Raw genomic sequence first — 26,710 nt, forward strand, 5'->3', positions numbered from 1 at the left:
ATTTCTTTAGTCAATAGATTTTATGAAATTTTATTTCTCGGTATTTCTTATTTTATTTTTTGTGTTACAATACAGATGAGGTGTCATAATTATGAATAACTTAATCGGTCGAATCCATGCAAATAAAGAAAATTTTAGTATTTTAGAAAATAAAATCGTTGATTATATCATGAATAGTAATGAAGATTTTTCATCATTTACCATCCATAAATTAGCAGAAAATATTGGTATCTCTGCCCCCACCTTATCACGATTTGTAAAAAAAATGGGATATCGGTCTTTTCAGGAATTTCGTTTAGATATTAGTCTCTCAAACTCAAAAAATCTTAATATAAAAAAATCTTTTTTTGGAGATATTTCTGATAAGGATTCCGATAAAGAAATATTTGACAAAATTTTTGATAGTAATATTAATTCACTTTTAAATACTAAAAATTTGACTTTGGAAGATTCCATTAAAAAAACGACAGCATTATTAACCATTGCAAAATCATGTGCATTTTTTGGCTTGGGCAGTTCAAATGCGATTGCTAATATCGCCTATCATAAATTCTTAAGGACTGAACTAAACTGCCACTACCATTCTGATTTCCATTTTCAGCAAATGATTGCAGCCAGTCTCGCTAGCCATGACTTAGCTTTTGTTATTTCGCACACTGGTAAAAATAGAGATACCATCCGACTGGTTGAACTGTTAAAAGAAAGAAATGTTCCAATAATTGGTATAACTTCTTTCAAAGGATCAAAAATAGACACTATGGCTGATATTTCTTTCATTTCTGTATCTGATGAAATCAATTACAGACCCGAAGCAGTTTCCTCAACTGTATCTCAAATCTCTATCCTAGATGCTATATTTATGGTCTATGGTCTTAGGAATAATGAAAAGGTTATTGAGCCGTTAAATAATATCAGAAGTGCCATAAAACAAACAAGGCTATAATAGATTTAAAAATAGCGGATACCAAGTTACGTTGATATCCGCTATTTTAACTAGTAACCGGTATAAGTTTAAAAGCCATTTCATAAGCCCTAACCCATAACGACACCCTCACAACCAAGACTTATGTCAATGCTTCAACTATTGTTTCAATGGCAGTTGGCGAAATTGTCTGCCGAAACCTTAAAAAATAATGGCGTGAATTTCGCTAAAAACAACCCGTTTGTGACCTGCACCCCAAAAGTTAGACAGAAAATCTGACGATTAGGATGTTTTTCAATGAAGTTAAGTTATAATGACAAAGTTTGTATTTATGAATTGAGACAAAAAGGTTTTACGATTAACCAATTAGCTCCTCAATATCAAGTGCCTTCAATCCTGCACTTTTCGTCCTAGTCTAATAAAATTGAACTATAATCAAAAACAATTATTGGCTGAACTAAAATGACATATAAGCCTGCAGCCTGTTTGGCATCCCCGCATACAATAGTTCAACTAATCTTTCAACCTCCAATGACATGCCTGACTTAATCCAGCCAATCATTTTATAGATCACACCAAACCAGTACAAACTCAATAAGAATTCAATTTCATCATCAATTTGTGCTAAACCAATATAATCATACGAGACATCCATTAATAAATCATAATAATTTTCAACAAAAAACTTATTATCGAATTCAGTAACCAGCACACGCAAAAAATTCTTTTTTTCTTTTAAATTATTTAGCAGATACTCCGTGCTGTCCCGGTAGCTTTTTCCCTGTTTAAATAAGGCAAAACTTTTTTCTAAATCCTCGGAAAAAATCGAAAACATGGCCGAAGGAATATCCTGAAAATAATGATAAAACGTTTGCCTGGACATACCGGCCTCTTTCATAATCATTGAGACAGTGAGACTTTCATAACTGGTTTTTTCAAGTAAGTGGATAATGGAATTAGAAATGATCTTTTTAGTTGGTACTGTCATTACAGGTGCTCTTACACTTTCTCTGTTTTGTCACAACAAAACTAAAATTCTGTCGCTTTGAAAACGGTTTCATTGTGCTATGATAATTATATCACAATGAGGATATAAAAGGGGGTCTAAACATGACTTATCAAAAACTTCTTGAGGAAGTTAACTTCCCGAATGGCGGAAAATCTCCATCAGCTATTGTTATGGCTCCGATGGAAGCAAAAGGCGCTAATCTTGATGGCAGCGTCAGCCAGGCCGATTTAGATTACTTTAGTATTCGTACCAAAGTTGCCGGCTTGATTATCACCGGGGCCATGAATGTTAACATGATCGGACGCGGTTTTAAAGGACAAATCGGCATTTTTGATGATGAATTCATTCCAGGTCTTAAAGAACTGGCACAAACCATCAAAAAAGATGGCAGTAAAGCCATTGCACAGCTCTACCATGCAGGCCGTGAGGCAGATATTACACAGAATGGCGGCGTTGCTGCTGTGCCAACTGAGATGGATTTCCCATTTTTAAATCATCATCCTCGGGAATTGTCTGCCAGTGAAATTGAAGAGACCATTAAGGACTTTGGCAGAGCTGCCAAGCGTGCAATCGATGCAGGCTTTGACGGCGTTGAAATTCATGGAGCAAATCACTATCTCCTTCAGCAATTCTTCTCTTCTTATTCAAATCATCGCACCGACAAATGGGGCGGCTCATTAACCAATCGAATGAATTTTCCCCTGGCTGTCGCCAAGGAAGTCTGCCGTGTTGTTGATGAGTATGCGCCAGAAGGTTTTATCTTAGGCTATCGCATCTCTCCAGACGAAATCCATGGAGAAACCGTCGGATATACCGTGGATGACAGCATGCAATTAGTTGATGCACTGCTGGAACACAATAAATTGGATTATATCCATATCTCGCTGTTTACTCACTATGATGCTAAACCGGACGGACACGAAGAAAGTTACGCAGCTCTGGCCAATAAAGCTATCAAAGAGCGCGCCAAGTTAATCATTGTCAGCGGCGTATTTACTGCCGATGACGCTTTAGATGCCCTAAATGAAGCTGATTTGGTCGCAATAGGCCGAGCAGCATTGGTTGAACCGGCATTTATGCAAAAAATCAAAGACGGCAAGGCAGATACCATTCGGACAAGAGTCGAAAATTTAGAAGAGCTGAACTGGCCGGATGATTTAGTAGAGTGGCTCCGTGCTGAAGACACTCCGCTTCCTCCAGTCGAAGGCATTTAAACATCATCACTAACATCAAAAGACCCCAGATAGCATGTAACTTCTGGGGGATTTTTTGTGTATCAAAAAAGTCCCATATGACTTAGAAAAGCAACTAAACTCACATTAGAAAGACTCATATCGAACAATAGATCTATTTGCGGAATAACATTTAGCAATTCACGGAACAATAGTAATTTTTTATATTATTTTCTAAAACTGCATAATACTATTTCCCGCCAATATTAGAATTAGATTCTACAACATAAGTTCTTTTAAATTATTAATCAACTCAGGCATGCGTTAGATAAAAGAAAAGAATAGCAGTTCAAGCTTTCTCTCTTTTTAAAATAATCTGCTGAGGTCTCATGATTCGCTGTTCATCCAAGAGGCTCACGGGATAAGTCGTACTTAAAACCCCATTCTCTTACTGAGAAATGGGGTTCTGAAGGTTAATAATTGATTTTATAACCGATGCTAGTTACCCATTATTTTTAGTCCTTTTCAAGATTTGTTGCTTAAAAAACCATAAATAACATTAACAATCATCAGTAGCGGGGCAAAAGGAATGAGATTTGGAAAAAGATAGCCAACTAATAATATGATCACTAGCTGCAATCCATATAATAGTGCCCACCGATAAGGTATCTTTTTTTCTTCAGCTGATAACGGTCTTTGACTCGTCTTGATCACCATTGCTGTCATGATTATCCAAGCTGCATCCCAAAGGGCAAGAACAATGAGGTAAAACAGGAGAAAGGCAAAATTAGCGGAATGCTGTCCGATCGCTCGAGTCGCTAAGGGAACAAAACTAGCCGTTAAGAGCCAAAAACTATTGGCTCCAAATAAATGAAAGCTGACATGATCTACTAATTTGTAGAGTTCATGATAATATAGCCAGACTGCCATGATTTGCAAAAAACTAGTAATGTAGATAAAAAGCATGGGCAGCATGCTTCTAAGTCCTGCTACGGTCAACTCCTTAGGTAACTGTAACTCCAAGGCCATAATTGTGACAATAATGGCCAATATAGCATCTGACAAGGCTTCTACCCTTTGTTTTTCCACTCTGCCCTCCTAATGACTGCTTTTTTGCTCTTTTCTAATGGCTGTGTTGAGGGCTCTATGCTGCAGCCATCAATCCCACAAACTAAACCGGTCTCTTCTGAATCACTGTCTAGTAGTTGAAAAGGGGTATCTTTCATTTTATTTTGCTCCTTCCTCTGCTTGAATTTGTTTTAATGCCGCTAACATGTATTCATAAGGCTGAGCACCTGAAATGCCATACTTATTGTTCAGAACAAAGAAAGGTGCACCTTGAACGCCTGATTGATGGGCTTCTAAGATATCGCGTTTAACCTCGTCAGCAAACGCATCTCCAGCAAGAACCTGCGCTGCCTCTTCTTGTGGTAAACGAAATTCACTGATCGCAGCCAGTAACACAGAATGATCCGCAATATTGGCATGTTTTTCAAAGTAAAGACGGTACAAGGCCATAATGAAATTTTGATGATCTTTTTTATCTAAATACTTCTGCGACCATTTAATAAGACGGTGAGCTGAAAAGGTGTTGGTTGGAATAATCCCCGCCATATCAATACGCAGCCCTTCTTCATTTCCCATGCTTTCCATGTGCGCAAACTGAGCTTTAGCTTGCTCAGTGGTCATACCGTGACTGGCAGCAAACTCTGTGAGCATGGTTTCGCTTGTTTCTAAAGGCGCATTGGGATTTAGCTGGTAAGCTTTCATTGTCAAATCTTCCGGGTTTAAACCAACAGCTGCCATAGCACGCTTCATCCGACTAGCACCAATGTAACAAAATGGACAGGCAACATCTGACCAGTAACTAATTTCCATATTTCTTCCTTTCTTTCCACTACCAAGAAGCTTTTTTCAACCCAGGAATGACACCTTGATAAGCTTGCTGACGTAAACAAATCCGGCAAAGTTTAAACTTGCGGTAGACCGAATGCGGACGGCCGCATGCCAAACAGCGTGAGTATTCTTGAACCGGGTAGGCCTTCTTTTTTCTTTGTATCAAAGCTTTTCCTGCCATTTAAACCTCTTTCTTCTCAACTAATTGACCCTTTTTAAAGACTAATAAACTCGTCAGGGTAGGCTGAATGCCAAATAAAGAAATGAGACGGGGCACTTGAAAAATATCTGCTTGGTAAAGCACCAAATGCTCTCGTTCAGCCGTGTCTATGAGTTCTTTTTGCCCAAGAGACGATAGACTGCATTGATTTCCTGAAACAAGAAGAGCTAGATTTTGATGTTCGGCTAACAGTTCTTCTAATTCGATACTAGACGTGACTGATTTCATCATAGGTTATCAATATAGGCCAATGTATCTAGGGCAGCAATGGCACCGCTGCCTGCTGCAGTAATGGCTTGTTGGTATTTTGGATCTTGCACATCACCAGCTGCAAAAACACCTGCAACAGAGGTCTTTGCTGTTCCTGCCTGTGTTTGGATATAGCCTTTATCATCCAATGCTAATTTCCCATCAAGAAAATCGGTGTTTGGCTGATGACCAATGGCCACAAAGAGACCGTCAGCCTGAATGTGCTCAATATCACCTGTTTCATTATTACGAACATCCAAACCAGTCATTCCCATCAGATTAGATACAACTTTGACAGGCGTGTAATTTAACATCCAATGAATTTTATCATTTGCCTGAGCCCGTTTGGCCATAATATCAGATGCGCGTAACTCATTGCGGCGGTGGACAACAGTCACTTTCGATGCAAAGCGTGTCAAATAGAGGGCTTCTTCCATAGCCACATCACCCCCGCCAACTACAAGGACTTCACGCTCTTTATAGAAGAAAGCATCACAGGTCGCACAAGCGCTGACACCTTTTCCGACGGCCTCTTCTTCGCCTTCAATCCCCAGGTATTTAGCGCTAGAGCCTGTTGCGATAATAACGGCCTTGGTATCAATGATTTCACCATTATCCAGATATACCTTGAAAGGAGACGATTCGCCTTCAATTTTTTGAACAAATCCAAAGGTCATTTCGGTGCCAAACTGTTCTGCTTGGCGGCGCATCGTTTGGACTAATTTATTGCCATCAATCCCGTTTTCAAAACCTGGATAATTTTCTACGAGGGTTGTGGTGGTTAATTGACCACCCTCAGAATAGCCTGTGATTAATCGATTTTTCAAACCAGCTCGACTTAAATAAATGCCAGCTGTGTACCCTGCAGATCCTGAACCTACAATAATTGCATCATACATAAATCACCTCATGATAACTGTGCTTGGATTTTTTCCGTCAATGTTTGTTTAGGATGAACGCCAACAAGAGCATCAACGGGTTTGCCATCTTTAAAAATCACCATTGTTGGAATAGAACGAATACCAAAGAGATTGGCCAGATCTTGTGATTGGTCCACATCCACCTGAGCAATCGTTGCTTTTCCGTCAAAGTCCTGTGAAAGTTCTTCCACTACCGGTTCCATCATCCGACAAGGCGGGCACCACTGCGCCCCAAAATCGACAAAGCTTACCCCATTTTGGATAGATTTCGCAAATGTTTCAGTTGTTAGTTGTGTCGTCATAAAAAACTCCTATCTAAAATAAATCACTTCTATTCAATCATCTAATTGAATAGCATAAGAATAAAAGAATGAATTTCAAAAAGGTTAACGTAGCCCTTCTAAAAATTCAATTTGTATCACTTAGTTTCTTTGAGATACTAAATAAGAAGTATTTCAAAGATATGATTCAATAAAATCGTTGAATAGATTGAGTAAAAAAGAAATTCAACTTTTTTATTGAATAATTGAATTATAACACACCAAATCTATTTTGCAATGATTTTGCTCACGAGTTTCTGATTATAAGAAAAGACTAAGGAACACACCTTAGTCAAGTTCTGAACGAGAGGATGCACCCCACTTCCAATCAGCAAAACTGCGATTGAGACTATAGATACTGTAGCCCAAACTTTGTAAATCCTGTGCTGCTAGGTTGGCATAGCCACATTGGCGCCCGCGGCAATAAACAATGATGGTCTTCTCTTTGGGAAGCTGAGCTTTCTTTTGATCAAACTCATCGATTGGTAAATTAAGAGCTTTTGGCAAGTGCCCTGCTTCATACTCTTCAGCAGGCCTTAAATCAAGTAGGAGAGTATCTGTCTTAGCTGCTAATTCAATTGCATTATCAAGCTCAATCTGAGGAACACCAGCTGCCTCATCATAGTCTGACTCAATCGCTCTGACTTCTGCTAACTGTTCTTCACCGACAGCAAATAACAGAAGAACTAGCTGGACAACTTTTTCAGAAGCTAAGCTATAACGGATAAAATTACCATTTCGACTCGTCACCACCAAGTGACTTTCTTTTAAAACCTGAAGGTGGCGCGAAGTATTGGCAACAGAGAGACCCGTCGCACGCGCAATTCCCTCAACTGTCTTTGGTCCCTGTGATAATATATTTAAAATATCAAGACGCTTCTCACTTCCTAGCCCCTTTGTTAAGCGAGATAGCTCTTGGTAAATATTTTGTTTGTAATCAGTCATTGTCTCTTGCATCAAATCAACTCCTTATCTATTCAATTCAATAGTATAATTCTTAAAAATAGTTGTCAACTATTCCATTCGAAAGATGTTGATACTCATTTGTGGCAAAAAGATAGGCATTCGCCAAAAAATAAAAAGAATACTTATCCTTAACATTTACTAATATTAATAGGTAAATCATGTAAAAAGAGACCTATCTCTGAAAAAATGAAATTTTTAACGAGCCGCAGTTTCTTTTGTGACATACTATCTATATGCGACCATAAATTGTATCAAAATGATTTACTTATAGCTCTCAACTGCCAACAATTTTCTAATGATTAATTTCGGACATTCACAAAAATAGTCCACAACTACTTCTGTTGTCGCTACTATCTCAAAGCCTAAATCAAGAGACAAAAAGTAAACAGCAGCAAGACATACTGCCTGATGAGCAGTATGTCTTTACTTATATAGACACTAAAGGAAATATCAATAAGCCTTTACATGCTGACTATCTCCATAACAAGATGAAATCAGTTAAACGTCGCTATAAAGAGCTTGTCATGCTACACCGCACAAATTACGTCATACTGGCACAACACTTGCTAAACAAGCAGGAATTTCATTAGAAGCTATTTCAGAAGCTCTAACACATAGCGATATCCTTACTACCAAAACTTATATTAATACTTCAAATGTTGTTTCTATGGCTGTTGGAGAAGTCGCCTATCGCAATCTTAAAAACTAATGGTGTAAATTTTGCTAAAAAGTATCAAAAAAACACCCCATGGTGTGAACCATGAAGTGTTTAAAACGTTGATATAATCGCTTTGATTGACGTTTTGAGAATTGTGAAGCTTTATGAACCTTCGTAAGACTTGATTTGTTAGGATTAAATGTTAATATTTTTAAAAATCCTTAAACTAATTTCAATCAATCTCTTTTATTGGTACCTTAGCTAAAGATAAATCAATATGGCAGTAGCCGTTGGGATTTTTTTTGAGGTAATCTTGGTGATAATCCTCAGCATCTATAAAGTGACGTAAAGGTTCCAGCTCAACAGCCAGAGGACGGCCATCGTGTTTTTGACTGACGGCTTGCATCATTTCTTGCGCAACCGCCTTGTCACTCTCATCTGTGTAATAAATACCTGTGCGGTATTGACGACCCATATCGTTGCCTTGACGATTGATAGAGAAAGGATTGATAATGCGGAAATAGTGCTGGAGCAGCTCACGCAGGGTGATGCGTTCCGGGTCGTAAGTGACAGCGACAGTTTCTGCATGATCTGTCGCATCAATCAAGTCATAAGACGTGACTTCAGATTGACCATTGGCATAGCCCACACGGGTTCCCACAACACCGTCAATCAAGTCAAAGTAGCCTTCAACACCCCAAAAGCAGCCGCCTGCCAGATAAATTGTTTTCATATACTTGCCTCCATTTTCTGAAATAAGCCTTTACTCAACGATAGACATATAATCTGCGTAGCCTTCTTTTTCCATTTCTTCGTAAGGAATAAACTTGAGCGCAGCAGAGTTGATGCAGTAGCGCAGACCGCCGCGGTCAATGGGACCATCGTTAAAGACATGTCCTAAGTGTGAGTTAGCTTCTTGACTGCGAACTTCGATCCGGCGCATACCGAAAGAACGATCTTCATGATCGGTCACCCGATGATTGTCAATAGGTTTGGTAAAGGCTGGCCAACCACAGCCTGAGTCATACTTATCTGTTGAGGAAAACAAGGGCTCGCCACTTACGATATCAACGTAAATCCCTTTTTCAAAAAACTCGTCGTATTTTCCTGTGAAAGCACGCTCAGTTGCAGCGTTTTGTGTCACCTCATAGGCTAAATCGCCGATACGTTCACGTAATGCCTCTTTTGTTTCTTCTGTCATGTGTGGTCCTCCTTTTTATTGATATAAAGATAGGTGTTAACATTTTTCCAACTATTGTGCTTTTAAAAGTGATGTCAATGTTGACCAGAGCACATAGGTTTGGGTTGGAAAGGACATGATCATGCTGTTAAGGTCCTGTGCGGTCATCTTTTTCTCGATGATCGGTGTCAGCCAGTCCAGCCAAGTGCCAGCTTGGCTGGAAATGGCAGCAGCACCCACCAAGTAGTCTTCCTTATCAAAAATCAAAGCCAGTTCAGCATCCCGTTCGTGATTATTGACCCAGTCGTGTTGCTCTCCCCATGGGATTTCAACCAATTTGTATTCTTCAGGATGAGCTTTAGCCTCATCAACAGTAACTCCTACTTGCCCAATGCGAGGCAAAGTAAAGACAAGGTTAGGGATAACAGGATAAGTGATGGCCGCTCCTTCAGGATTTAGGATGTCACGTGCGATATAGTTGGACTCAAACTCGGCTGTTGGTGTTAATTTGGGAATCGTTTTGTCAACAACGTCACCTGAGGCATAGATATTCGGCACAGCGGTGCGCATGTGTCCGTCTACCTTGATACCACGCGGGCTTGCTTCGATACCCAGATTTTCTAATCCTAAGTTTTCAACGTTGGCGACACGTCCTGTCGCATCCAGCACAAAGTCGCCAGTAGCTTCTTGACCTGCTTGCGTCGCTACGCGGAAGCCCTTGCCGGCTTTTTCGACTTTGGCAACGGCTTGGCCAAAATGGAAGACAGCGCCTTGGGCTTCAAATTTAGCCACGATTTTTTGGACATATTTTTCTGGATAAGCCAGCAAAGGACGATCGGCATATTCAAAGAAGGTCACTTTCTTGCCTGCCAGTAAAGCCATTGACGCAAATTCCATCCCAATAATTCCTGCACCGATTACAATCATGTGTTCAGGCAAAGCATCCAAATCTAAAAATTCGGTGCTGCCTTGCGTGAATTCTTTGCCCGGGATATTGAGTTTAGCATTGCGGGCGCCAGTCCCGATGACGATGTAGTCAGCCGTGTAGTGCTGATTATCTACAGTGACAGTGTGGGCATCGACAATAGAACCACGTCCGCGGATAATGTCAATCCCTAAGCTTTGGAACATGGGCGGAAATACCTCTTGAAAACCAGCCAAGGTCTTGCGTTTATGAGCCATCATAGCTGCCCAATCAATCTGAACATCAGCTTTCAAGCCCAAATCTTGGTAGTTGTTCAAGCCGTCTAAATATTCAAAGGGGCCATCTAAAAGAATTTTGGCATCGCAGCCATAGTTAGTACAGACACCGCCAAATTTGTCTGCCTCAATCATAGCAACCTTTTTTCCTGCTGCGGCCAGCAGACGTGCGCCGTGGTTGTTGGCATGGCCGCTTCCGATAAAAATCACATCATAGTTCATTGGTTTTTTCTCACTTTTCTTTGAATGCTAGTCAGCTAATACTTTGTAGGTGTTCACCTTGCGTGACACGTGCTTGCGAATCTCCTGTGTTTTTGGGTCTGCATGTCCTTCTTTGTGACCCGGACGGTTCAGCCAAGCCTCAAAATCTGTTTTATAGTTCCATTTTGAGAGAAGGATAAATTCGATGCTGTCTCCCTTGTCTTCGCCTTGCCAGCCTTCAGCTGTCAGATTTCCCGGCCACGCTTTGAGGGAAGCAACATCACGTTTAATTTTTTCAAGAAAAGCTTCTTGGTAGTCTTTGTCTACGGTAAATACGGCTGTCTGTACGATTGTCATAATGAGTTCTCCTTTTTATCTGATACATTTCTGCTTTGGTTACATGTTTTCTAAGCTCTTAGCTAAGTTTTCAATCTCTTGAGGCGTTCCTACGCCGTCTAACTTAGCTAAGATAGGTACCTTGTAGATCTGGGCAATGTTTTCTGCGCCAAAATTGAAGGTTTCGGCATGTTTGGCCATGGAACCACTCCCAACAACGGCCTTGACGCCTGGATTGTGCGCTAAAAACTGCTCAACGACTTTCGGCGTTTGGCCTTTTCCTGTAGAATAAGTGAAAATCACATAATCTCCATTAACTGTCTCGGTACCTGTTTCGATTTTTAAGACATCTGTCACGCCCAGCTGGTTCACGATTTTCTCAACATGGCCTGTACGGCTTGCATAAACGATTTTAGTCATAACGGTTTATTTCCCCTTTCGTTCTTGTCGGAAGGTCTCCATCATTTCCTGAAGCAGATGCAAAAGCCTGCCATTGTCCGAACTGCCCTTAAAGTTTTTGGCAATTTCAGCTTGAACAGCCAGAGCAGCTTGCTTTAGATCTGCGCCTTCCTGAGTGAGGGTAACAATCAAGTCACGCGCATCCGCCTGCGAGCGCTCCTTAATGATGAATCCTTTTTCCTCTAATTTCTTTAGTACCGGTGTCAGGGTGCCACTGTCAAGGAACACTCTATCTCGCAGTTCGCGGGTGACAGTGCTGTGCTCTTCCCAGAGAACCATCATGACCACATACTGTGTATAGGTCAGCCCGATGTCAGTCAGCAAAGGCGTGTAGCGGTTGATGAATTCTCTAGACGCTGCATACAAAGAAAAGCAGAGATTCTCTTCTAAAAGCAGAGATGATTGTTGCTCTTGGAACTTAGCACCTATTTTTTGTGTCTGTATCACTTCAGCCTCCTTAAAATTAATTTCGTTCAATCGATTGCTTGCAACCAGTTTAACAAAATCAAATCGGCATTGCAAAAATTTTGCTTACAGCCTTGATTTTTATTGCCTTGACTGTCAAAGTGAAGAGGCAATCAAAATATCATTGCTGTCTGGACACAAACTACATTAGGATAATCTTAAAAAATTTAGCTGTTATTTTAGACAAACTAAAAGGGCCTGTTTGGCCCTTTTAAGTGTTTTTGTCTCTTCACACCGAAGTTTATCTTATCAATCAACTTGGACAACAAACTTTCCAGCAGGCGGCTCTTTTTCTAAGGTCGCCAGTGCTAACGGTAAATCAGCAAAGGTAAACGAACGGGCGATTGGAACTTGCAGTTTTCCTTCAGCAGCCAATGACAACACGGCTTGCGCCATTTGTCCTAAATCCTGCTTTTGCTGCATATTGCCGCTTTGATGGGCAGCCCCTACAAAAGTCAGATGAACCCCCAAACCACGAGAAAATAATTTATCCATGGCACTGGCACTTGGCGGAGCAACAATACAGACTAAGTCCCCATTGAATGCGAGCATATCAAGATCTTTGTCCGCGTAACTTTGTCCCAAGGTATTAATGATGAGGTCTACACCTAAACCAGCAGTCCGTTCTTTGATGACATCAGCAATATTTTCTTTTTCATAGTCAACAGCCACATCTGCACCCAATCCATACACGAAATCTTTCCTATTACCGGGGACTGTCGTAAAGACTGTCAGCCCTGCAATTTTCGCCAGCTGTACAGCCATGGAGCCGACACCGCCCGAACCGGCATGAACAAGTATAGATTTTCTGTTTGATAAGTTAGCCTTACGGTGTAATGCCTGATAGGCAGTAATACCTGTAGACAAGAGACCTGCAGCCTCTTCAAAAGAAACATTTTCAGGAACTCTGGCCACCGTATAGGTTGGAGCTGTCGCAAATTCTGCAAAACAACCTTGTTGGGCTAAATCAATATGAGCAGCTACTCGCTCTCCAATACTGAAGTTTTCAACATTATCGCCAACAGCAACAACTTCACCGGCCATATCCAAACCTAAAATATGCGGGTATTGCCAAGAAGCAAAACCTTGCTGGGCCAGCTTGTAATCAGCAGGATTTAAACCTACTGCACGAACAGCAATTAAAACCTCTCCTGATTCTGGCTGTGGTTTCGGCATTTCGACCAATTCTAAATTTGGTACACCTAATTCAGTTTGGCTGGATAAAACCCAAGCTTTCATAATGTCACCTCATTTTTTCTTCCTTAAAACCATTTGTTTAAGCGCTTTCATTGTATCATAATTACACCGTTTAAAAAAGCCGCCAATAGATCGCATTCCCCTATTTACTTAAAAGCTGACAGCTTTATTACTGGTTTGACTTTTCATAACTGATATCGACTAAAGTCATGATCTCCTCATCAGTCAGTGTATCATCCATGATGATTGCAACCCAATGTTTGTTCTTTTTCTTGTAAGGATGGTAGATTCCTTTTTGATGATATTTTGCTGCATCCTGCTTAAAGTTTAAGTTCAGATATTCGACCCTTTCTTTTGAATCACCTATCAGATTGCTCTTTTTCCCGAACATAACAAGGCCAAACCACTTCTTTGTTGCAGGGTTACGGAATATCCCATTGCTTTCATTGCCATTCTTACTTCTTTCTGGTTCTACTCCGTATTTCTTTTTAATCAAATCAGCAATTCTATTTGTTTGAGCAAAAAAGAAATCGTCTTTTTTAAAGCACTTGTCTCTGATATCAAGAAGCACCTTTTGACACTCTTCTTTCAAGGCAGCCACAAAACTGCCAGTAGCATCAGTATTGATCAAGGTGTATTCTTCACCAAACTCCTCTTCTGTCAGTTTCGCATCTATTTTTTGATTTTCAACTAGAATATGAAGGTCAAACTCATTATTGTGAATCAGCTTGCTATAGAAATACGAATCCCCTCTTTTTTGAAATCCGTAGGGCAATAGAGTATCTTCTATTAATGTATATTTTGCAAATAATTCATCTGTCAGCTTCATCGTCTGACCACTCCCCTTCTTTTGTTAAATAGCTAATTCATCAATTCTGCAAATGCTATTTTAAAAAATCTCAATGACTTTAGACACACTATATCTCTAGTATACCACTTACGATTATATTTTAATAAAAAACAGAGCGTGGAAGAAAAATTAAATCGTCATGACATGAAATGGCGATTTCGATTTTCCTCGCTCTCTTATTTTAAGGCTCAGCTAGAAATCATTCACTGGATAAGACTATCCGCCTTAGCAAAGGATAAGGACTTCCAATCAGCAGTGGTTCAAACTGCTCTATCCAAACTAGTTAATCGGAAGCAGGACTTTTGTCCCAATCTCTTCTCCAAGAAGATTACGAAAAAGAAAAGTTTTAGGATTAGTTATAGTCTAAAAGCACGGACTTAAAAATGAAGCTTAGCTTGCTGATTTGTCCCTTTCCCTATAAAAAGTAATAATAGTGTGAAAAGTGGTGTGAATTCTGCAAAAAAATCATCAAAAAACACCCCATGGTGTGAACCATGAAGTGCTTTGAAACGTTGATATAATCGTATTGATTAACGTTTACTAAATTGTGAAGCTTTACGAGCTTTCTTAAGACCTGGTTGTTTGTCAAAAACACTGCATACAGTCAAATAAGCTATAAATCAACATTTCTTTTATCAGATATTCTAAAAATTGTTACATATACACAAATATTTGAACCTAAACGGTATCAAAAAGGTATCAAAAATCAGATTTCGGGGCTTATACAATAAAGAAATTTGTCTCGCATTGGTGAAGACCTTTTTATTGACTTTGGTCTTCTGCTGAGATATAATGGAGGAAAGCTGAGGCTGAGTTTTAGTCGGTGACGACTCATTCAAAGGAAGCGGTACTATCGCTTCAGGTAGGGGTGCTGCCTCCTGATGATCATCAGGTAAATCCTCGATTCGCTCTTAGCTTTTTTTATTGACTTTTTTTGGTTACTGTGTGATAATAGTTGTGCGAAGAAGTACATCTTCCCTCAACATGAGGCAACGGAAAAGCCCCAGGTGTCCAGACCTGAGGCTTTTTTTGCGTAGGTGCGAAACTACGTCCGAGCTAGTGGCACTTAATCATCGTCTTTCCTATCTAGCCATTTAGAAAATAGTGCAAGCACTACCCCAACCGAAATTGGTGCGATGATATTTAGAAGTACAAAATCCCACATGGGCAACTCACCCCCTTTCGAGGCGGTGTCATTTGTGCCAAGCCCTATTATAACATACAAGCTATTTCTTGAAAATCATACTTATTGAAGTCAAGGTCTCTGCCACAGACCTGCACAGCATTTTTGCGACAAGTAAACAAAGGCTGAAAACAAATAGCTTTTTTCTCATTTCTTTTTACCCTTTTTAGCATCTATGAGCTTTTGAGTTTCTTGCTTGGCCCACTCTAAGCTATCATAAAAATCCATTTTCGCTGTTGGTTTTAGCAATTTAGAGCTTAACCAGTCCTCTATCTCTAAAGATAGTAAGTCATCAATAATCTGTTTAACACTAATTTCAAAAGCTTCTAAGTCGTCAATACGTACATAAATATCACGAAGAGAACGCGACCCATCCATAGCACATTTTATCCCTTTTTCTTTCAAATAGTTCACCATGGCCAGAAAGCTTATATTACCTTTTAAAAAATCCTGAAAGTTAGGCTTGTCCTTAATCTGATTTAATCGTAACCAATCTTCTAGTTCTGATACCTCACTAACTTGTGTCTGACAATACTTTAAGAGGTTTATAAACCGTTCTCCAGTCATCTTATCCAATTTAAATTTCATCACTTTTGTTTCAAAACTCATTTTGCTCTCCTTTTTCTAATTTATTCCAATTTCCTTTTGTCAGCAAGTAACCTTCGCTGATTTTTAATTAACGTGCTCTGCTCGCAAGTCTTCAGCCTTGCGACTCAGACACGTCTAGTCTAAATCGCTTAGCTTACTGACAAAAGTTTTCTCGGCATAAAAATTCTACATTGACTTATCAATTACTTTTTTAACTATCTGAACTGTTTTAATAACAAGGGGTTCTGGCTTTATTGCATTTATACTCTTCATAATCTTCTTAAAGTCCTTTGTTGGCATATAGTTTTTTGCTTGGGTACGCCACAAACCTAGCCTCTTAGTTGCCACGTTTAGCCTTTCCATTAACGTATTAAGTTTATCCCTAAGATTGCTATTTTCGATTTTTAGTTTGGTCACCTCCTCTTTTGTGCTATTAAGCTCATTCAGCAGCCGACCCTTATTGGATACTTGGGTTTCAAGTATCTTTATACGATTGGTCATCCTTTCTTGATTAGTTCTTAACTGATGATTTTTGCTGATATTATCAACAGCTGTTTTTACCAGCCTATTCAGCTGTTCTTGCTCAATCTTTACCTTTCCTCCTAACGTTTTCTTACCAAGCCTCCCTTCCTGCAAGTCGGATAAACCTAATCCATTTAGATCTTCATAAATTTTATCAACCGTGGATAACGCTTCTTTCTTATCAGCTAAGTCTTTCGTAAGCTGCTGCATTTTAGCTTGCCTTAAATCAATTTTTGCGTCCATGTTCTCAAGCATTTGCTGTTTCTCTTTGTAATCCTTAACGCTAAGATGTTTAGTCTCACTATTGACCTTCCCTCTTTCTAGGTCAAAGCCATTGTCACTTAGATATTTAGGAAAATCAGCTTGTATCTTTTTCAACTCATCACGGTTAAACATAGCTTTTGATGATAATGTGCCATTTCTCATTGGAACTATACCCATATGCATATGCGGTGTCTTCTCATCCAAATGCACACTTGCATAAGCGATATTTTCCTCGCCATAGTGCTCTGCAAAATAATTCTTAGCTGTTTCAAAAAATTCTCGTGTTTGCTCATCACTCAGATTTTCAAAAAATTGTTTATCCGAAGTAATAATCCACTCGTCACACAACACGGCATCTTTTCGAATTGCCCGATTTGAGATTTTAGTTTTGTTCACGTAATCTTTAATCTGCTTTTCATACGATATAGAATGGTCACGTTCCGTCAACTCATAGTTAAGGTGTGACCTGCTAGGGTCAATATCCTTATTAGAATGCTCTTTAAAAATTCGTTCATTGTGCTTGTATGCTCCTCGTAAATTACCATATTTCATTTTTTGCATTCTTGCAACTGCATAACTCATATTATGTCCTTTCTCTTGCTCGAATAGCGAGCAAGGGGTGAATCGTTCCACTATTATTCACCCAAATATTAACGGCTATTTTTAAGTGCTTCGCCTGTATTTTCGGCACAACTTCCATGTAAAGTATAACGCACTATACTTTACCAAGGTAAAGGTGCGTTCTCCGAAGGGTCTTGCAGACGGCTCTCTCCTCACTTTATTCAGTGAGGAGATCTGAAAATGCAGCTCGAGCCACAAGCTGCTTTTCAGAGTTGCTCGCCGATACGAGCAAAGCATTTTTTCAAAATGCTTGTTGGACAGCTTCGCTATTGTCCAACAAATTTCCCTGCATAAAAGGCTAGTTCAGTTTCAAGTTTCTCTCGTCTTTCTTTGAGTAGATTTTTCATCTCTGCCAAATAATCAATTTCAGATGTCTGATAGGTATCTAGCATTTTCTTGTACTTGCTTCGAGTATTTCTATGAACTCTTCTCCATGTACTTTTATCATGTAACATAGCTGAAAGATAAATCTGAGATTCCAAAGTGAGATTTTCAAAATTGTTAGGTTTAAAAATGATTTCATTGATGACTGTAAATATTTCATCAACTGCCCTATTGCGAAGTTGAAATTCTAAACGCCACCAATTTTTGAACTGACTAGCAAACTGCTTTTCACTCTCTGTTCCACTACTCAATTGCTCCAATTTTTTATTGTAAAGTCGAATTTGTTTCTCGGAGCGGGAAGCTCCTAAATATTTTGTTTCCAACTTATCATCTTTGGAGCGGAATTCTTTTGTTGCAACCCCCCTTCCTTTTTTCTCTAAAATAAAATTACTACAATCAAGCTCGAATAAATCAAACGCTAAGTCAGCACGAGAGATTGAAATATCTTCGAGATATGCTATAATCGTACCAAGGATACTTTTATCTACAGGTCGGAGCTTATTTGGGTTAAACTCCAACCTGAAAGGGCGAGCATTAAAGGCTTGTCCTTTTATTTTGTCATACTGCATCAGGAGAACTACTCGTCCTACATCCTGAGTATATGCCTCAAATCTATCAGTTGTAGCTAGTTTCATAGTTATGGCTATGTTATTCTCAACCAAATTTTTCAGGGATTGCAGCCATTTTGACTGGATATAAGCGGTTAGCGTGATATTATCTAAGCTTACTCGGGTATTCAAATTTAACCTCCTTTCTTTTTCGAGGTCACCTATCGGCGCCTCTTTTTTGCCTGCGTAAAGATCTCGTAAATTGACGAACTTGGGGGAGCAACCCCAAGCCGACTTCGTCGGACATCTTACAATTTGCTCAACCAAACTTGTCAAAAAACTTGGATAGAAAATGCACACGAAATGTGCGTTCAGCGGGCTGTTAGAGGAGCCCGCGTTGTGAAGATTTCACAAATTCAAAAATCCTGTCTCCAAAAACCAATTTTCAAAGAATTTTCAGAGCTATTTTCAACAGATTTTTCTTCCCAAAATTTTTTCAAAAATCATCATATCGTCTGCAAATCTAAAACAGTTTTTTTGAAGAAATCCTCTTTATCGACAAACAAAATTTCTGCCATCTTTTCTACGTATTTATCAGGTGGAGTTTTATGTTCATGTTTGTAATAAAAGAATCTATCTTTATTCCTCTTGGCCTGAGTTAAGTTAGATGAATCGTCTCTAAACATCAAATCATTGAATTCAAACCAACGTAACTCAGACTTCTTACGGAGTATTTCAAAATTACTCCAGAACATCCTACCTTCATCAATAATTTGTAGCTTCCTGAATAATTGTTCTCGTTCTGCTTGTCTGTACTCTCTCGGTAGAAATCTCCTCACCTCTTCTACCGACATCTCTGGATAAACTTCATTTTCAAAAATAACAAGAGGAAAACGGATATTCTTCTCTTTATCTGATAAAACCTTATCAATAAAGTTATTGAGACTTGTTCGATTATCTAGTTTATAAAGATAAAGACTCGGAGATAGCAACTCAAAGAAATCACTTGTCATTGCCATCATCTTCAAAAACTCTTGCTTAGTTAAGGCGTCTTTGTCCATTGCCTGATAGGTAATTTGATAGGCGTCTAGTTGTTGGGTCAACTGAGCCTTAATAGCAGCATCACTGCCAAAGAATACTTTCATCATATTGCCAGCTCCATTAAATTTCATTGATGTATGTCCGATAGGGCAAAGAGTGTCCATAAAATACAGGAACTCTGTCACGTTCAATAAGATTGTGCTCCTCCAGGGAGCGCATAAGAACAACCATTTTGCTTCTAGAATAACCAAACAGTTTCATTAATTCTTCGATAGAGTAAGAAAGGTAAATATTGCCTTCTTCATCTATCCAGTGGCGCAAGACAGCTTCTTTCTGTTTCTCTTTCAAAATAGTATAAACAAAGATAGCATCAACACTTAGAGCACTGTAAAATTCATCTTGAAGGAGAACCTTAGGGATTAGGTAGCATTCTTCATCATACATTTTGTCAATCTCCTTATCTTTCATATTGTTCTAACCATTTTGCGACCTTGCGTTTATCGTACAAGGTTACACCATCAATAACAAAGTGAGGCATACCTTGACGTTGCCACTTAATAACAGTTGTTGTTGAGACATCTAGCCAACGACACAAGCCGGCCATGCGCACCATGGGCTTGTTTAAGTCCTTATCTGCAAATGCTTTTTCGATCGCCTCTTGTACCATGCTGTCGTATCGAGCTAGCAGTTTCTTTTCTGTAGCTTTAGGAAGTTGAACAGTAAAATTTTCTGCCATATGATCACCTCTATTTCTTTATTATATAAGCTCCGAAATAATTCAAATCGAATTATTTATATACATTATAAATTCTTTTTGAATTTTAGTCAAGAGATTTTATTCAATTTGAATGATATATGATATAATATGATAAATACTAATTATAGAAAGGAAAAATATGACCAATATAGAAAAATTAATAAAAGAAAGCGGGAAGAAACTTACACAAATCAGTGCTGAAACTGGTATTGCTTACCCTACTTTATCAGGTTATAATCAAGGGATTAGAACCCCTAAAAAAGAAAATGCCAAAATTCTAGCCGATTATTTTGGCGTATCAGTTCCCTACTTGTTAGGACTTGACGATAATCCAAATTTGATAAACCCTGGGTCAACCAAAGAGATTCTAAAAGGCTTTTCTAAAATACTAAGAGGGCAAAGCACCATAGAAAATAAGATTACCGAATGGACTCCTTTTGGTGATGAATTAGCTGTTTTGCTGGCCGAAATTAACCAATCTGAGCAACTGGCAGATTATATTGATTTCATGGTTAATAAAAAAGACTTTAATCCTGTTTTGGTTAAAGCCATCAAACAATTTATATCAGACAAAGGAGAAGGATTGTTGCCACTTCTCATCAACAAATCAAGTGCTAAAAATTCTCCTTATCACTATGTATGGGAAGCTTGGAAAAACTCTGACGAGTACAAGAGACTAATAGCTGGTAAGAATAAAAAATAATTAGGACAGCTCGTAATTTCTTTATTTTATAAGCTCCGAAATCTTAGAAATAAAGGAGAAATTACAATGTCTATTCATAAATACAAGACTAGAAAAGGCAACCGATATTTTGTGAAAATCTATATGACCTTAGATGGTCAACGTCGAGACCACCTAAAACGTGGTTTTAAGACACGTAGAGAAGCAAAACGGTATGAGAATGCTATTAACCATAAAATGAATACAGGGGCTTTTATAGCCCCTCAGAGAGCTTCTAAGGAGCTCTACAGAGAAATCTTTGAGAAATGGTTTAAAAGCTATCAGGGGACAGTAGAGGCGACTACAGCCTCGAGGACGCTTGATATTTTTAGGCTGCATATCTTACCAACCTTTGGAGATAAACAGATTAAAAAAATAAGTCCTTTAGATTGCCAGGACTTTATTACAGAAAAAGCAGAGATTTATAGAAATATCAAGCAAATCAAGTCATACACTAGCAAAGTGTTTGATTTCGCTATAAAAATGAGATTGCTTAAACATAACCCTATGGCTGAAATTATACTGCCAAGAAGAAAGCATGCGTCTGCAGAGAATTTTTGGTCTGTCCAAGAGTTACAGGAATTCTTGTCCATTGTCTTAAAAGAAGAGCCGTACAAGCATTATGTTCTTTTCAGGCTACTGGCTTATAGTGGACTGCGAAAAGGCGAACTTTACGCCCTAAGATGGGCTGATATAAATTTTGACAGCGAAACCCTCAGTATAAGTAAAAGCCTAGGGAGAGTAAAAGGTAAAGCAATTGAAAAGGGTACAAAAAACGAGTTTTCCGTAAGAAAAATAAAGCTTGATACTGAAACTTTGGCCATTTTGTACAAATGGAAACAGCAAAGCCAAAAAGAAAGGGCTCAACTTTCAGTCACACCTCTTTCTATTGAGCAAGATTATCTATTTACTTATCGTACACAAGCAGGAGCAGTCGAGCCATTACACGCCGATTATATCAATAATATTTTAAATCGTATCATCAGACATCACCACCTAAAAAAGATTAGTCCTCACGGCTTCAGACATACTCATGCAACCCTAATGACTGAAATTGGAATTGATCCAGTTAATACAGCCAAGCGACTAGGTCATGCAAGCAGTCAAATGACCTTGGATACATATAGCCATGTTACAAGAGCAGGTGAAGATAAATCAGTCAATCATTATGCTGATTATCTCAAAAGCAATTAGAAAATAGGTGTAAAAGTTTTTCAACTCGGTATCAAAAACGGTATCACGAGCAAAAATTAACAAAAAAAGCACCTTGCAAGGGACTTGCAAAATGCTTGTAATCGTTGCTGTAAAGCTGTTCTTAACGTTTTGAGAACTGACTAGCTTTACGTGCTTTCTTAAGACCTGGTTTGAACAATCCCTGTTTGAATGAATTTCAAAATCCTTTAATACCAAGGTTCCTCAGCGTTTTATGAAAGCTAAATTTCATCTAATTTCAACTAATATCATCTGAATGGTGTGAATTTTTTTACAAAAACATACGAATTGAGCTATTAAATACCCAAAAGTTCACACCATTAGTTAAATTATTTTTTATCACGTACGTTTTTCTTGGATGATAGACCTCCTAATTCCGCCTAGAATTAGCATTTCAAGTTTCATGGGCTACCTATTGCTCTGATGATGTTTGACAAACACGCCAACCTCAAATATAAATTTGGGAATCGTCATTTCTGGGCAGAAGGTTACTATGTCAGTACGGTCGGCCTTAACGAAGCCACGATAAAAAGTATATTCAGGATCAAGAAAACCATGATATAGCCCTTGATAAATTAAGTGTTAAAGAATACGAAGATCCCTTTAGGAATAGTGGCAAATAATACGAATGCCTCTTTAAGAGGCTGGTGACGAGTCAAGAGCAATGAGGCTTGAACAAACAACGTCTTTAGGCGCTGGCTGGTTATCTGGGCTTATAGCCCTGGTTCAAATCACCCGTTTGACGGGTGGTTTTGATTTTCATCTGGACTATTGAGATAGATATGTTTGACACTATAGAAATTTCATAGTATGGCTCAACTAGCCTAAATAAGTTACTTGTTTTGTTTCATTACCTAGCTATTCTATGAACTTCTATATATTCATTGTTTTTACATAAACAGTCATTATACTATTCATAAATCCAAGAAGTATATTAGGCCACTTGTAACCTATTTACAACTATACTTAATAACCAGTCTTCACTAAATATTCTTTAATCATAACATTCAATTATTTAATATAATTTCTAATAATTTATCAGAAATTATATCCTCAACATACTTCCTTATCGCTCTAACATTAGGAAGAGCATTTAATTTAGATTCAACGCTTTCTAGAATCTCAACTTCATCTAAATATTCCTCATATTCCTTAGTTATAGATTCTGGGTTAATAATTTTTGAATATACTATCTTTGAAATTTGTTTTTTCTCATCAAAAGATAAAGGAAAAAATTTAATAAAACCATCGAATCGACTTAATAATGCTACATCAACATTTTTCTCCATTTCTGACCGACTTTTAAAATTAGATGTGCAAATAATAATTGAGTTACTTAAATCTACTTTATAATTTTGGTCTTCATAGATACCTTCATCAAACATTTGAAAGAAGGTGCTATGAAAAAAGGCAGGAGCTAAAGCGAACTCATCAAGCAAAATAACATTAGATTCTCTGTTTAGTAATGTTTTAGAAAATGAGTCTTCGCTATGGTTTGTTGATTTAAAATATTTTACACTTGATTCACCACCAACCATCGACATTTGTTCTCTGATAATATTGTCATTTCCATATAGTGTAGTTGATAGTTGTTTTGCTGTTTCAGTTTTTCCGATTCCTGGTTCACCGTAAAACATTAGAACTAATGGTTTTGCACTCGGACGTATTAGCTGAGCAACCAGTTTTCTCAATAAACTTTGCTTAGCTTTTCCTTGACCAATTATATGTTCATTTAAGTCTTGTGTTACATCTTGGAGTTGCTTTTCGTTAATCTTTTCAAAAGAACTTTGCTCAACAAATATACTTTCCGAGGAAATTCGTTGTCTAATTAAGTGGAAAAACTTTTTTGGAGGATTATGAAGGTAGACTTCTAAAATATTAGCAGTTTCAAAAATTTTTACTAATAAATCAATATTCTCAAAAACTAAACTTGTTGATAATGAATATGAGTCCATTCTGAAAATACAAATATCTTTTTCCTTAAGAGGTTCTGCTATGTCCTGAATCCCAGCTCCATTTGGCCAATTTATAAGTACTTCATTAAACGAAACATAGTTACCTAATTTAGTAACTCGTTCATTAAACTTTTGAACTGGTTCAAAAAAAATATTAAATGTTACCATTACACACCTGCCACTAGAACATCATATATCGGTATTTTCTCATTATCTTGTTCTTCATCAAAGTCAGCACCTAGTTGCAACTGCCCCTGATTTGATAATCTATCAATCATTGTATTAAAGCTTAAATCAATTGAATCCACTTCTCCAACCTTAAGTCCATAAAGTTTGACATCCATCTTGGTTAAATCACTCAAAGTATAATTATTACGCAAACCTGATATATTGAATCTCAAAATCATTTCTTTATTCTCGGAACTAATACCCTTAATTTCATAATATCCCGATAGTCTGTCTAAAGTGCGTTCAATATTTTTTATTTCAATACCTTTAAAATTATTTTTATCATCGTCTGTAATACTATTCATTTTAGTAATATCACTAATCATGTCGAGAACAGGAGTAATATTACGGTAAAAAGCAGGAGAGTCTTTTTCAATAAAAAGCTTAACATTATCTAAATATTCAACTTTTGAAGAATCTTTTTTATTAATTACAAGCTTTTTAAAGTTACTTAATAACGTAGACGTAATCTGTGATTCTACTACACCACTTCGTTGATATGAAGCATTGCCAGAAAGCCCTATCTTAAATCGAGTGAAAAAATTCATACCAACCTTCCCTTCACTCTCTGTCTTAACCATAGTTTCTGACACCCGTTTTATAATATCAGACTGTATGCCATCCTGATGTAATTCTAAATAATCAAAAACAGCTTGTTCGTCAAGATAAACAATTTTTCCATTGAAAAATTCTACCATCATTGTCCTTTCTATTATTTGTTTTTAGCTATAGATAGCCAATCTCCGCTTTCTTTATTATACCAAATTAACCATTATAATCCCTAACATACTCATAAAATAGGTTAGTTGATTTCTCTCTTCTAATCAATAAAGAACGTACTTTTTTTGAACCAGACTTACACTTTCTTGCACATCCTCCGTCAGCTTGTCATACTACTCTGCCTTTGATACTACTTTGATAAAATCATACCAGTTCAACTCATGTAACTGTTAGCAACTAAAATGGACATAATATACCTCATTATTTTTCTCTCTTTCACTCTGCCAAAATTGCTAGATACTCATCCAGACGTTCATTGACATACTTAGCAAACAAGTCTTCCATGCTGGATACTTGACCTCTGGCATGAAAGTCATCAAAAGCCTTATAATAGGATACACGATCTGTAAATTTAATATCAATCGGTGGCAATCCTGCTTTCATCAATTCAAGATTAACCAAAAGCCGGCCTGTTCGACCGTTTCCATCAATAAAAGGATGTATACTTTCAAAATCGATATGAAATTTGGCTAGCTTGGTAATGATTGAGCTTGAATCCTTTTGATAATCTTGCAGAAGCTGCTCCATTTTTGGACGTATCATATAAGGCGAAGCAGGTTCATTAGCAGCTCCCATGATTCTAACAGGAACTTTTCGATAGACACCTCTATCTTCCTTTTTATCTGACAGAACAAGGTAATGAATATCTTTAATAACTTGCTCCGTTAAGGGACGATTTTCTGAAACCAGTGTTTGAACGAATTGAAAGGCTTCCTTGTGACCAATAGCCTCAAGGTGGTCCTTCAAAGGTTTCTGATCAATGGTCAATCCTCTTAGCACCATATCGGTTTCCCGAAGAGTCAAGGTGTTCCCTTCAATCGCATTTGAATTATAGGTGTACTCTATAAGGAATTCTTCATTTAGTCGATCTAACTCCCCACTAGTCAAGGGCCTCCTTGTTGCTAAGAGTGCCTTTTTCTCTTCAATCACTGATAGTAAACTGGAAGCCTTTTTATAACGACCGTCACTGGGCTGTGCTGCATCCGCTGGGATTCTCCAAATTTTTCCATCACGGTAGGCTCCTTCAATTTTCCCCTGTACACACAAGGTACGCACGCGCCTATCAGAGATTCCCCAACGTATAGCAGCTTCTTGTGTTGTAATGTACATATACTCCACCTCTTTTCGACTTCTATTGTAACATTTTCGGAACACTAGGTCTATTATCGGAACAACATTTAGCTATTTGCGGAATAATAGTGGTTTTTTTATATTATCATCTAAAACTGAATAACGATATTCTCCACCATTATAACAAGCTGAGATTCTACAACATAAAACCTTCTAAATTATTGTTCACATCAGTCATTCGTTAGCAGAAAGAAATTAGTAAAATTTCCGCAACTACGTATTGCGTTTATGTAGTTGCGGATTTAAACTAAACCCCTTGCTAGTAAAGTATTCGATAAAACAAAAGAAAAAAACAGCGAAGCTTTCTCTCTTTTCTAACAAAAATCTGCCTCATCTCACTAAATATCAATCACTAAAATGATATTTCAATCTTATACCCAATAATCTAAGAAAAAGAATTGAAAATTCAAAGATGAATCCATGGTAGGTCACACAAAGAACCGCATCAAAATAACGTTTAGAAACCTTCAACTAATAATAAATAAGAGAAAAACAATGCTATTTTCTTTCTATTCTCTCACCACTTCAGATAGAGATAAGAAGAGAAAAAGAAAA

General features: G+C 37.9%; 29 protein-coding genes and 4 pseudogenes. 7 read left to right on the plus strand and 26 right to left on the minus strand.

What is annotated here, in order from left to right; genetic code table 11:
• The first annotated feature begins 91 nt into the window (after positions 1-91).
• Both AC4HAN_RS08580 and AC4HAN_RS08585 read left to right on the plus strand, forming a co-directional pair.
• Positions 92-943 (plus strand): MurR/RpiR family transcriptional regulator, encoded by an 852-nt coding sequence (locus AC4HAN_RS08580; RefSeq protein ID WP_491092152.1) that lies wholly within the window; start codon positions 92-94, stop codon positions 941-943.
• Positions 944-1,002: 59 nt separating this feature from the next.
• Positions 1,003-1,134 (plus strand): annotated as a pseudogene (locus AC4HAN_RS08585) (site-specific integrase); the annotation flags it as partial.
• Between the two features lie 245 nt (positions 1,135-1,379).
• Here the strand turns inward: AC4HAN_RS08585 and AC4HAN_RS08590 are convergent.
• Positions 1,380-1,910: a TetR/AcrR family transcriptional regulator C-terminal domain-containing protein gene (locus tag AC4HAN_RS08590; RefSeq protein WP_075347224.1), complete on the minus strand. Its 531-nt coding sequence runs from the start codon at positions 1,908-1,910 to the stop codon at positions 1,380-1,382.
• A 122-nt stretch (positions 1,911-2,032) separates the two neighbouring features.
• Between AC4HAN_RS08590 and AC4HAN_RS08595 the strand changes: the two genes are divergently transcribed.
• Positions 2,033-3,145 (plus strand): oxidoreductase, encoded by a 1,113-nt coding sequence (locus AC4HAN_RS08595; RefSeq protein WP_491092153.1) that lies wholly within the window; start codon positions 2,033-2,035, stop codon positions 3,143-3,145.
• Between the two features lie 483 nt (positions 3,146-3,628).
• On the opposite strand, the gene AC4HAN_RS08600 is transcribed toward AC4HAN_RS08595, so the two are convergent.
• The 7 genes from AC4HAN_RS08600 to AC4HAN_RS08630 all read right to left on the minus strand — a co-directional run bounded on the left by AC4HAN_RS08600 (position 3,629) and on the right by AC4HAN_RS08630 (position 7,665).
• On the minus strand, positions 3,629-4,192 hold the full coding sequence (locus AC4HAN_RS08600) for a TMEM175 family protein (protein WP_491092154.1): 564 nt from the start codon (positions 4,190-4,192) through the stop codon (positions 3,629-3,631).
• 138 nt (positions 4,193-4,330) lie between these two features.
• A complete protein-coding gene (locus AC4HAN_RS08605) occupies positions 4,331-4,981 on the minus strand; it encodes a DsbA family oxidoreductase (protein WP_491092155.1) in 651 nt (216 codons plus the stop codon).
• A 19-nt stretch (positions 4,982-5,000) separates the two neighbouring features.
• Positions 5,001-5,180, minus strand: a complete 180-nt coding sequence (locus AC4HAN_RS08610) for a type Z 30S ribosomal protein S14 (RefSeq protein ID WP_491092156.1) — start codon at positions 5,178-5,180, stop codon at positions 5,001-5,003.
• Entirely contained in the window at positions 5,181-5,450 is a 270-nt protein-coding gene (locus tag AC4HAN_RS08615) for a hypothetical protein (protein WP_491092157.1), read from the minus strand. It lies immediately after the preceding gene.
• Entirely contained in the window at positions 5,447-6,367 is a 921-nt protein-coding gene (gene trxB / locus AC4HAN_RS08620) for a thioredoxin-disulfide reductase (protein WP_491092158.1), read from the minus strand. The genes AC4HAN_RS08615 and trxB overlap by 4 nt, the downstream gene beginning before the upstream one ends.
• A gap of 8 nt (positions 6,368-6,375) precedes the next feature.
• Positions 6,376-6,690 (minus strand): thioredoxin, encoded by a 315-nt coding sequence (gene trxA / locus AC4HAN_RS08625; RefSeq protein WP_491092159.1) that lies wholly within the window; start codon positions 6,688-6,690, stop codon positions 6,376-6,378.
• A gap of 306 nt (positions 6,691-6,996) precedes the next feature.
• Entirely contained in the window at positions 6,997-7,665 is a 669-nt protein-coding gene (locus tag AC4HAN_RS08630) for an ArsR/SmtB family transcription factor (protein ID WP_491092160.1), read from the minus strand.
• A gap of 350 nt (positions 7,666-8,015) precedes the next feature.
• Here AC4HAN_RS08630 and AC4HAN_RS08635 point away from each other — a divergent pair.
• A pseudogene (locus AC4HAN_RS08635) lies at positions 8,016-8,383 on the plus strand (tyrosine-type recombinase/integrase); the annotation flags it as partial.
• Positions 8,384-8,570: 187 nt separating this feature from the next.
• Here the strand turns inward: AC4HAN_RS08635 and msrA are convergent.
• The 15 genes and pseudogenes from msrA to AC4HAN_RS08710 all read right to left on the minus strand — a co-directional run.
• Positions 8,571-9,065, minus strand: a pseudogene (gene msrA / locus AC4HAN_RS08640) (peptide-methionine (S)-S-oxide reductase MsrA); the annotation flags it as partial.
• Positions 9,066-9,095: 30 nt separating this feature from the next.
• Complete coding sequence (gene msrB / locus AC4HAN_RS08645; protein ID WP_491092161.1) at positions 9,096-9,533, minus strand: peptide-methionine (R)-S-oxide reductase MsrB; 438 nt, start codon at positions 9,531-9,533, stop codon at positions 9,096-9,098.
• Between the two features lie 51 nt (positions 9,534-9,584).
• The gene (locus AC4HAN_RS08650; RefSeq protein ID WP_491092162.1) at positions 9,585-10,934 is read right to left on the minus strand and encodes a dihydrolipoyl dehydrogenase family protein; all 1,350 of its coding nucleotides are present in this window, start codon (positions 10,932-10,934) and stop codon (positions 9,585-9,587) included.
• Positions 10,935-10,961: 27 nt separating this feature from the next.
• On the minus strand, positions 10,962-11,270 hold the full coding sequence (locus tag AC4HAN_RS08655) for an antibiotic biosynthesis monooxygenase family protein (protein WP_491092163.1): 309 nt from the start codon (positions 11,268-11,270) through the stop codon (positions 10,962-10,964).
• A 39-nt stretch (positions 11,271-11,309) separates the two neighbouring features.
• Positions 11,310-11,669, minus strand: coding sequence for a class Ib ribonucleoside-diphosphate reductase assembly flavoprotein NrdI (locus AC4HAN_RS08660; protein WP_491092164.1), 360 nt, complete (start codon positions 11,667-11,669; stop codon positions 11,310-11,312).
• 6 nt (positions 11,670-11,675) lie between these two features.
• Positions 11,676-12,155 (minus strand): MarR family winged helix-turn-helix transcriptional regulator, encoded by a 480-nt coding sequence (locus tag AC4HAN_RS08665; RefSeq protein ID WP_491092165.1) that lies wholly within the window; start codon positions 12,153-12,155, stop codon positions 11,676-11,678.
• 267 nt (positions 12,156-12,422) lie between these two features.
• Positions 12,423-13,412, minus strand: coding sequence for a zinc-binding dehydrogenase (locus tag AC4HAN_RS08670; RefSeq protein ID WP_491092166.1), 990 nt, complete (start codon positions 13,410-13,412; stop codon positions 12,423-12,425).
• Between the two features lie 127 nt (positions 13,413-13,539).
• Positions 13,540-14,199: a hypothetical protein gene (locus AC4HAN_RS08675; RefSeq protein WP_491092167.1), complete on the minus strand. Its 660-nt coding sequence runs from the start codon at positions 14,197-14,199 to the stop codon at positions 13,540-13,542.
• A gap of 1,087 nt (positions 14,200-15,286) precedes the next feature.
• Positions 15,287-15,385, minus strand: a complete 99-nt coding sequence (locus AC4HAN_RS08680) for a type I toxin-antitoxin system Fst family toxin (protein ID WP_002282917.1) — start codon at positions 15,383-15,385, stop codon at positions 15,287-15,289.
• 165 nt (positions 15,386-15,550) lie between these two features.
• Entirely contained in the window at positions 15,551-16,012 is a 462-nt protein-coding gene (locus AC4HAN_RS08685) for a hypothetical protein (RefSeq protein ID WP_491092168.1), read from the minus strand.
• Positions 16,013-16,177: 165 nt separating this feature from the next.
• On the minus strand, positions 16,178-17,359 hold the full coding sequence (mobV, locus tag AC4HAN_RS08690) for a MobV family relaxase (RefSeq protein ID WP_491092169.1): 1,182 nt from the start codon (positions 17,357-17,359) through the stop codon (positions 16,178-16,180).
• A gap of 305 nt (positions 17,360-17,664) precedes the next feature.
• Positions 17,665-18,522, minus strand: a complete 858-nt coding sequence (locus tag AC4HAN_RS08695; protein WP_491092170.1) for a replication initiation protein — start codon at positions 18,520-18,522, stop codon at positions 17,665-17,667.
• Between the two features lie 314 nt (positions 18,523-18,836).
• On the minus strand, positions 18,837-19,502 hold the full coding sequence (locus AC4HAN_RS08700; protein ID WP_491092171.1) for a thioredoxin domain-containing protein: 666 nt from the start codon (positions 19,500-19,502) through the stop codon (positions 18,837-18,839).
• Positions 19,492-19,815: a replication initiator protein A gene (locus AC4HAN_RS08705; RefSeq protein WP_002282922.1), complete on the minus strand. Its 324-nt coding sequence runs from the start codon at positions 19,813-19,815 to the stop codon at positions 19,492-19,494. The genes AC4HAN_RS08700 and AC4HAN_RS08705 overlap by 11 nt, the downstream gene beginning before the upstream one ends.
• A gap of 13 nt (positions 19,816-19,828) precedes the next feature.
• The gene (locus tag AC4HAN_RS08710) at positions 19,829-20,107 is read right to left on the minus strand and encodes a hypothetical protein (protein ID WP_002282923.1); all 279 of its coding nucleotides are present in this window, start codon (positions 20,105-20,107) and stop codon (positions 19,829-19,831) included.
• A gap of 160 nt (positions 20,108-20,267) precedes the next feature.
• On the opposite strand from AC4HAN_RS08710, the gene AC4HAN_RS08715 reads away from it, so the two are divergent.
• The 3 genes and pseudogenes from AC4HAN_RS08715 to AC4HAN_RS08725 all read left to right on the plus strand — a co-directional run.
• A complete protein-coding gene (locus tag AC4HAN_RS08715) occupies positions 20,268-20,831 on the plus strand; it encodes a helix-turn-helix domain-containing protein (protein ID WP_002292078.1) in 564 nt (187 codons plus the stop codon).
• Positions 20,832-20,897: 66 nt separating this feature from the next.
• Positions 20,898-22,043: a tyrosine-type recombinase/integrase gene (locus AC4HAN_RS08720; protein ID WP_491092172.1), complete on the plus strand. Its 1,146-nt coding sequence runs from the start codon at positions 20,898-20,900 to the stop codon at positions 22,041-22,043.
• Positions 22,044-22,434: 391 nt separating this feature from the next.
• Positions 22,435-22,684 (plus strand): annotated as a pseudogene (locus AC4HAN_RS08725) (transposase); the annotation flags it as partial.
• 384 nt (positions 22,685-23,068) lie between these two features.
• On the opposite strand, the gene AC4HAN_RS08730 reads toward AC4HAN_RS08725, so the two are convergent.
• The 3 genes from AC4HAN_RS08730 to AC4HAN_RS08740 all read right to left on the minus strand — a co-directional run bounded on the left by AC4HAN_RS08730 (position 23,069) and on the right by AC4HAN_RS08740 (position 26,134).
• Complete coding sequence (locus AC4HAN_RS08730) at positions 23,069-24,184, minus strand: AAA family ATPase (RefSeq protein WP_491092173.1); 1,116 nt, start codon at positions 24,182-24,184, stop codon at positions 23,069-23,071.
• Positions 24,184-24,945 carry a DUF6414 family protein gene (locus AC4HAN_RS08735; RefSeq protein WP_491092174.1) on the minus strand — a complete coding sequence of 254 codons (762 nt, stop codon included), beginning with the start codon at positions 24,943-24,945 and terminating at the stop codon, positions 24,184-24,186. Before AC4HAN_RS08735 ends, AC4HAN_RS08730 begins: the two co-directional genes overlap by 1 nt.
• Before the next feature lie 295 nt (positions 24,946-25,240).
• The gene (locus tag AC4HAN_RS08740; RefSeq protein WP_491092175.1) at positions 25,241-26,134 is read right to left on the minus strand and encodes a Fic family protein; all 894 of its coding nucleotides are present in this window, start codon (positions 26,132-26,134) and stop codon (positions 25,241-25,243) included.
• Between the last annotated feature and the right edge of the window lie 576 nt (positions 26,135-26,710).

It is taken from the genome of Streptococcus sp. ELY_86, assembly GCF_058314495.1.

Excerpts from the sequence above, each read along its gene's own strand:
- AC4HAN_RS08580 (WP_491092152.1), top strand. The coding sequence starts at position 92 with ATGAATAACTTAATCGGTCGAATCCATGCAAATAAAGAAAATTTTAGT.
- AC4HAN_RS08590 (WP_075347224.1), bottom strand. The coding sequence starts at position 1,910 with ATGACAGTACCAACTAAAAAGATCATTTCTAATTCCATTATCCACTTA.
- AC4HAN_RS08595 (WP_491092153.1), top strand. The coding sequence starts at position 2,033 with ATGACTTATCAAAAACTTCTTGAGGAAGTTAACTTCCCGAATGGCGGA.
- AC4HAN_RS08605 (WP_491092155.1), bottom strand. The coding sequence starts at position 4,981 with ATGGAAATTAGTTACTGGTCAGATGTTGCCTGTCCATTTTGTTACATT.
- AC4HAN_RS08610 (WP_491092156.1), bottom strand. The coding sequence starts at position 5,180 with ATGGCAGGAAAAGCTTTGATACAAAGAAAAAAGAAGGCCTACCCGGTT.
- AC4HAN_RS08615 (WP_491092157.1), bottom strand. The coding sequence starts at position 5,450 with ATGATGAAATCAGTCACGTCTAGTATCGAATTAGAAGAACTGTTAGCC.
- trxB (WP_491092158.1), bottom strand. The coding sequence starts at position 6,367 with ATGTATGATGCAATTATTGTAGGTTCAGGATCTGCAGGGTACACAGCT.
- trxA (WP_491092159.1), bottom strand. The coding sequence starts at position 6,690 with ATGACGACACAACTAACAACTGAAACATTTGCGAAATCTATCCAAAAT.
- AC4HAN_RS08630 (WP_491092160.1), bottom strand. The coding sequence starts at position 7,665 with ATGCAAGAGACAATGACTGATTACAAACAAAATATTTACCAAGAGCTA.
- msrB (WP_491092161.1), bottom strand. The coding sequence starts at position 9,533 with ATGACAGAAGAAACAAAAGAGGCATTACGTGAACGTATCGGCGATTTA.
- AC4HAN_RS08650 (WP_491092162.1), bottom strand. The coding sequence starts at position 10,934 with ATGAACTATGATGTGATTTTTATCGGAAGCGGCCATGCCAACAACCAC.
- AC4HAN_RS08655 (WP_491092163.1), bottom strand. The coding sequence starts at position 11,270 with ATGACAATCGTACAGACAGCCGTATTTACCGTAGACAAAGACTACCAA.
- AC4HAN_RS08660 (WP_491092164.1), bottom strand. The coding sequence starts at position 11,669 with ATGACTAAAATCGTTTATGCAAGCCGTACAGGCCATGTTGAGAAAATC.
- AC4HAN_RS08670 (WP_491092166.1), bottom strand. The coding sequence starts at position 13,412 with ATGAAAGCTTGGGTTTTATCCAGCCAAACTGAATTAGGTGTACCAAAT.
- AC4HAN_RS08675 (WP_491092167.1), bottom strand. The coding sequence starts at position 14,199 with ATGAAGCTGACAGATGAATTATTTGCAAAATATACATTAATAGAAGAT.
- AC4HAN_RS08680 (WP_002282917.1), bottom strand. The coding sequence starts at position 15,385 with ATGTGGGATTTTGTACTTCTAAATATCATCGCACCAATTTCGGTTGGG.
- AC4HAN_RS08685 (WP_491092168.1), bottom strand. The coding sequence starts at position 16,012 with ATGAGTTTTGAAACAAAAGTGATGAAATTTAAATTGGATAAGATGACT.
- mobV (WP_491092169.1), bottom strand. The coding sequence starts at position 17,359 with ATGAGTTATGCAGTTGCAAGAATGCAAAAAATGAAATATGGTAATTTA.
- AC4HAN_RS08700 (WP_491092171.1), bottom strand. The coding sequence starts at position 19,502 with ATGAAATTTAATGGAGCTGGCAATATGATGAAAGTATTCTTTGGCAGT.
- AC4HAN_RS08705 (WP_002282922.1), bottom strand. The coding sequence starts at position 19,815 with ATGTATGATGAAGAATGCTACCTAATCCCTAAGGTTCTCCTTCAAGAT.
- AC4HAN_RS08710 (WP_002282923.1), bottom strand. The coding sequence starts at position 20,107 with ATGGCAGAAAATTTTACTGTTCAACTTCCTAAAGCTACAGAAAAGAAA.
- AC4HAN_RS08715 (WP_002292078.1), top strand. The coding sequence starts at position 20,268 with ATGACCAATATAGAAAAATTAATAAAAGAAAGCGGGAAGAAACTTACA.
- AC4HAN_RS08720 (WP_491092172.1), top strand. The coding sequence starts at position 20,898 with ATGTCTATTCATAAATACAAGACTAGAAAAGGCAACCGATATTTTGTG.
- AC4HAN_RS08730 (WP_491092173.1), bottom strand. The coding sequence starts at position 24,184 with ATGGTAACATTTAATATTTTTTTTGAACCAGTTCAAAAGTTTAATGAA.
- AC4HAN_RS08735 (WP_491092174.1), bottom strand. The coding sequence starts at position 24,945 with ATGATGGTAGAATTTTTCAATGGAAAAATTGTTTATCTTGACGAACAA.
- AC4HAN_RS08740 (WP_491092175.1), bottom strand. The coding sequence starts at position 26,134 with ATGTACATTACAACACAAGAAGCTGCTATACGTTGGGGAATCTCTGAT.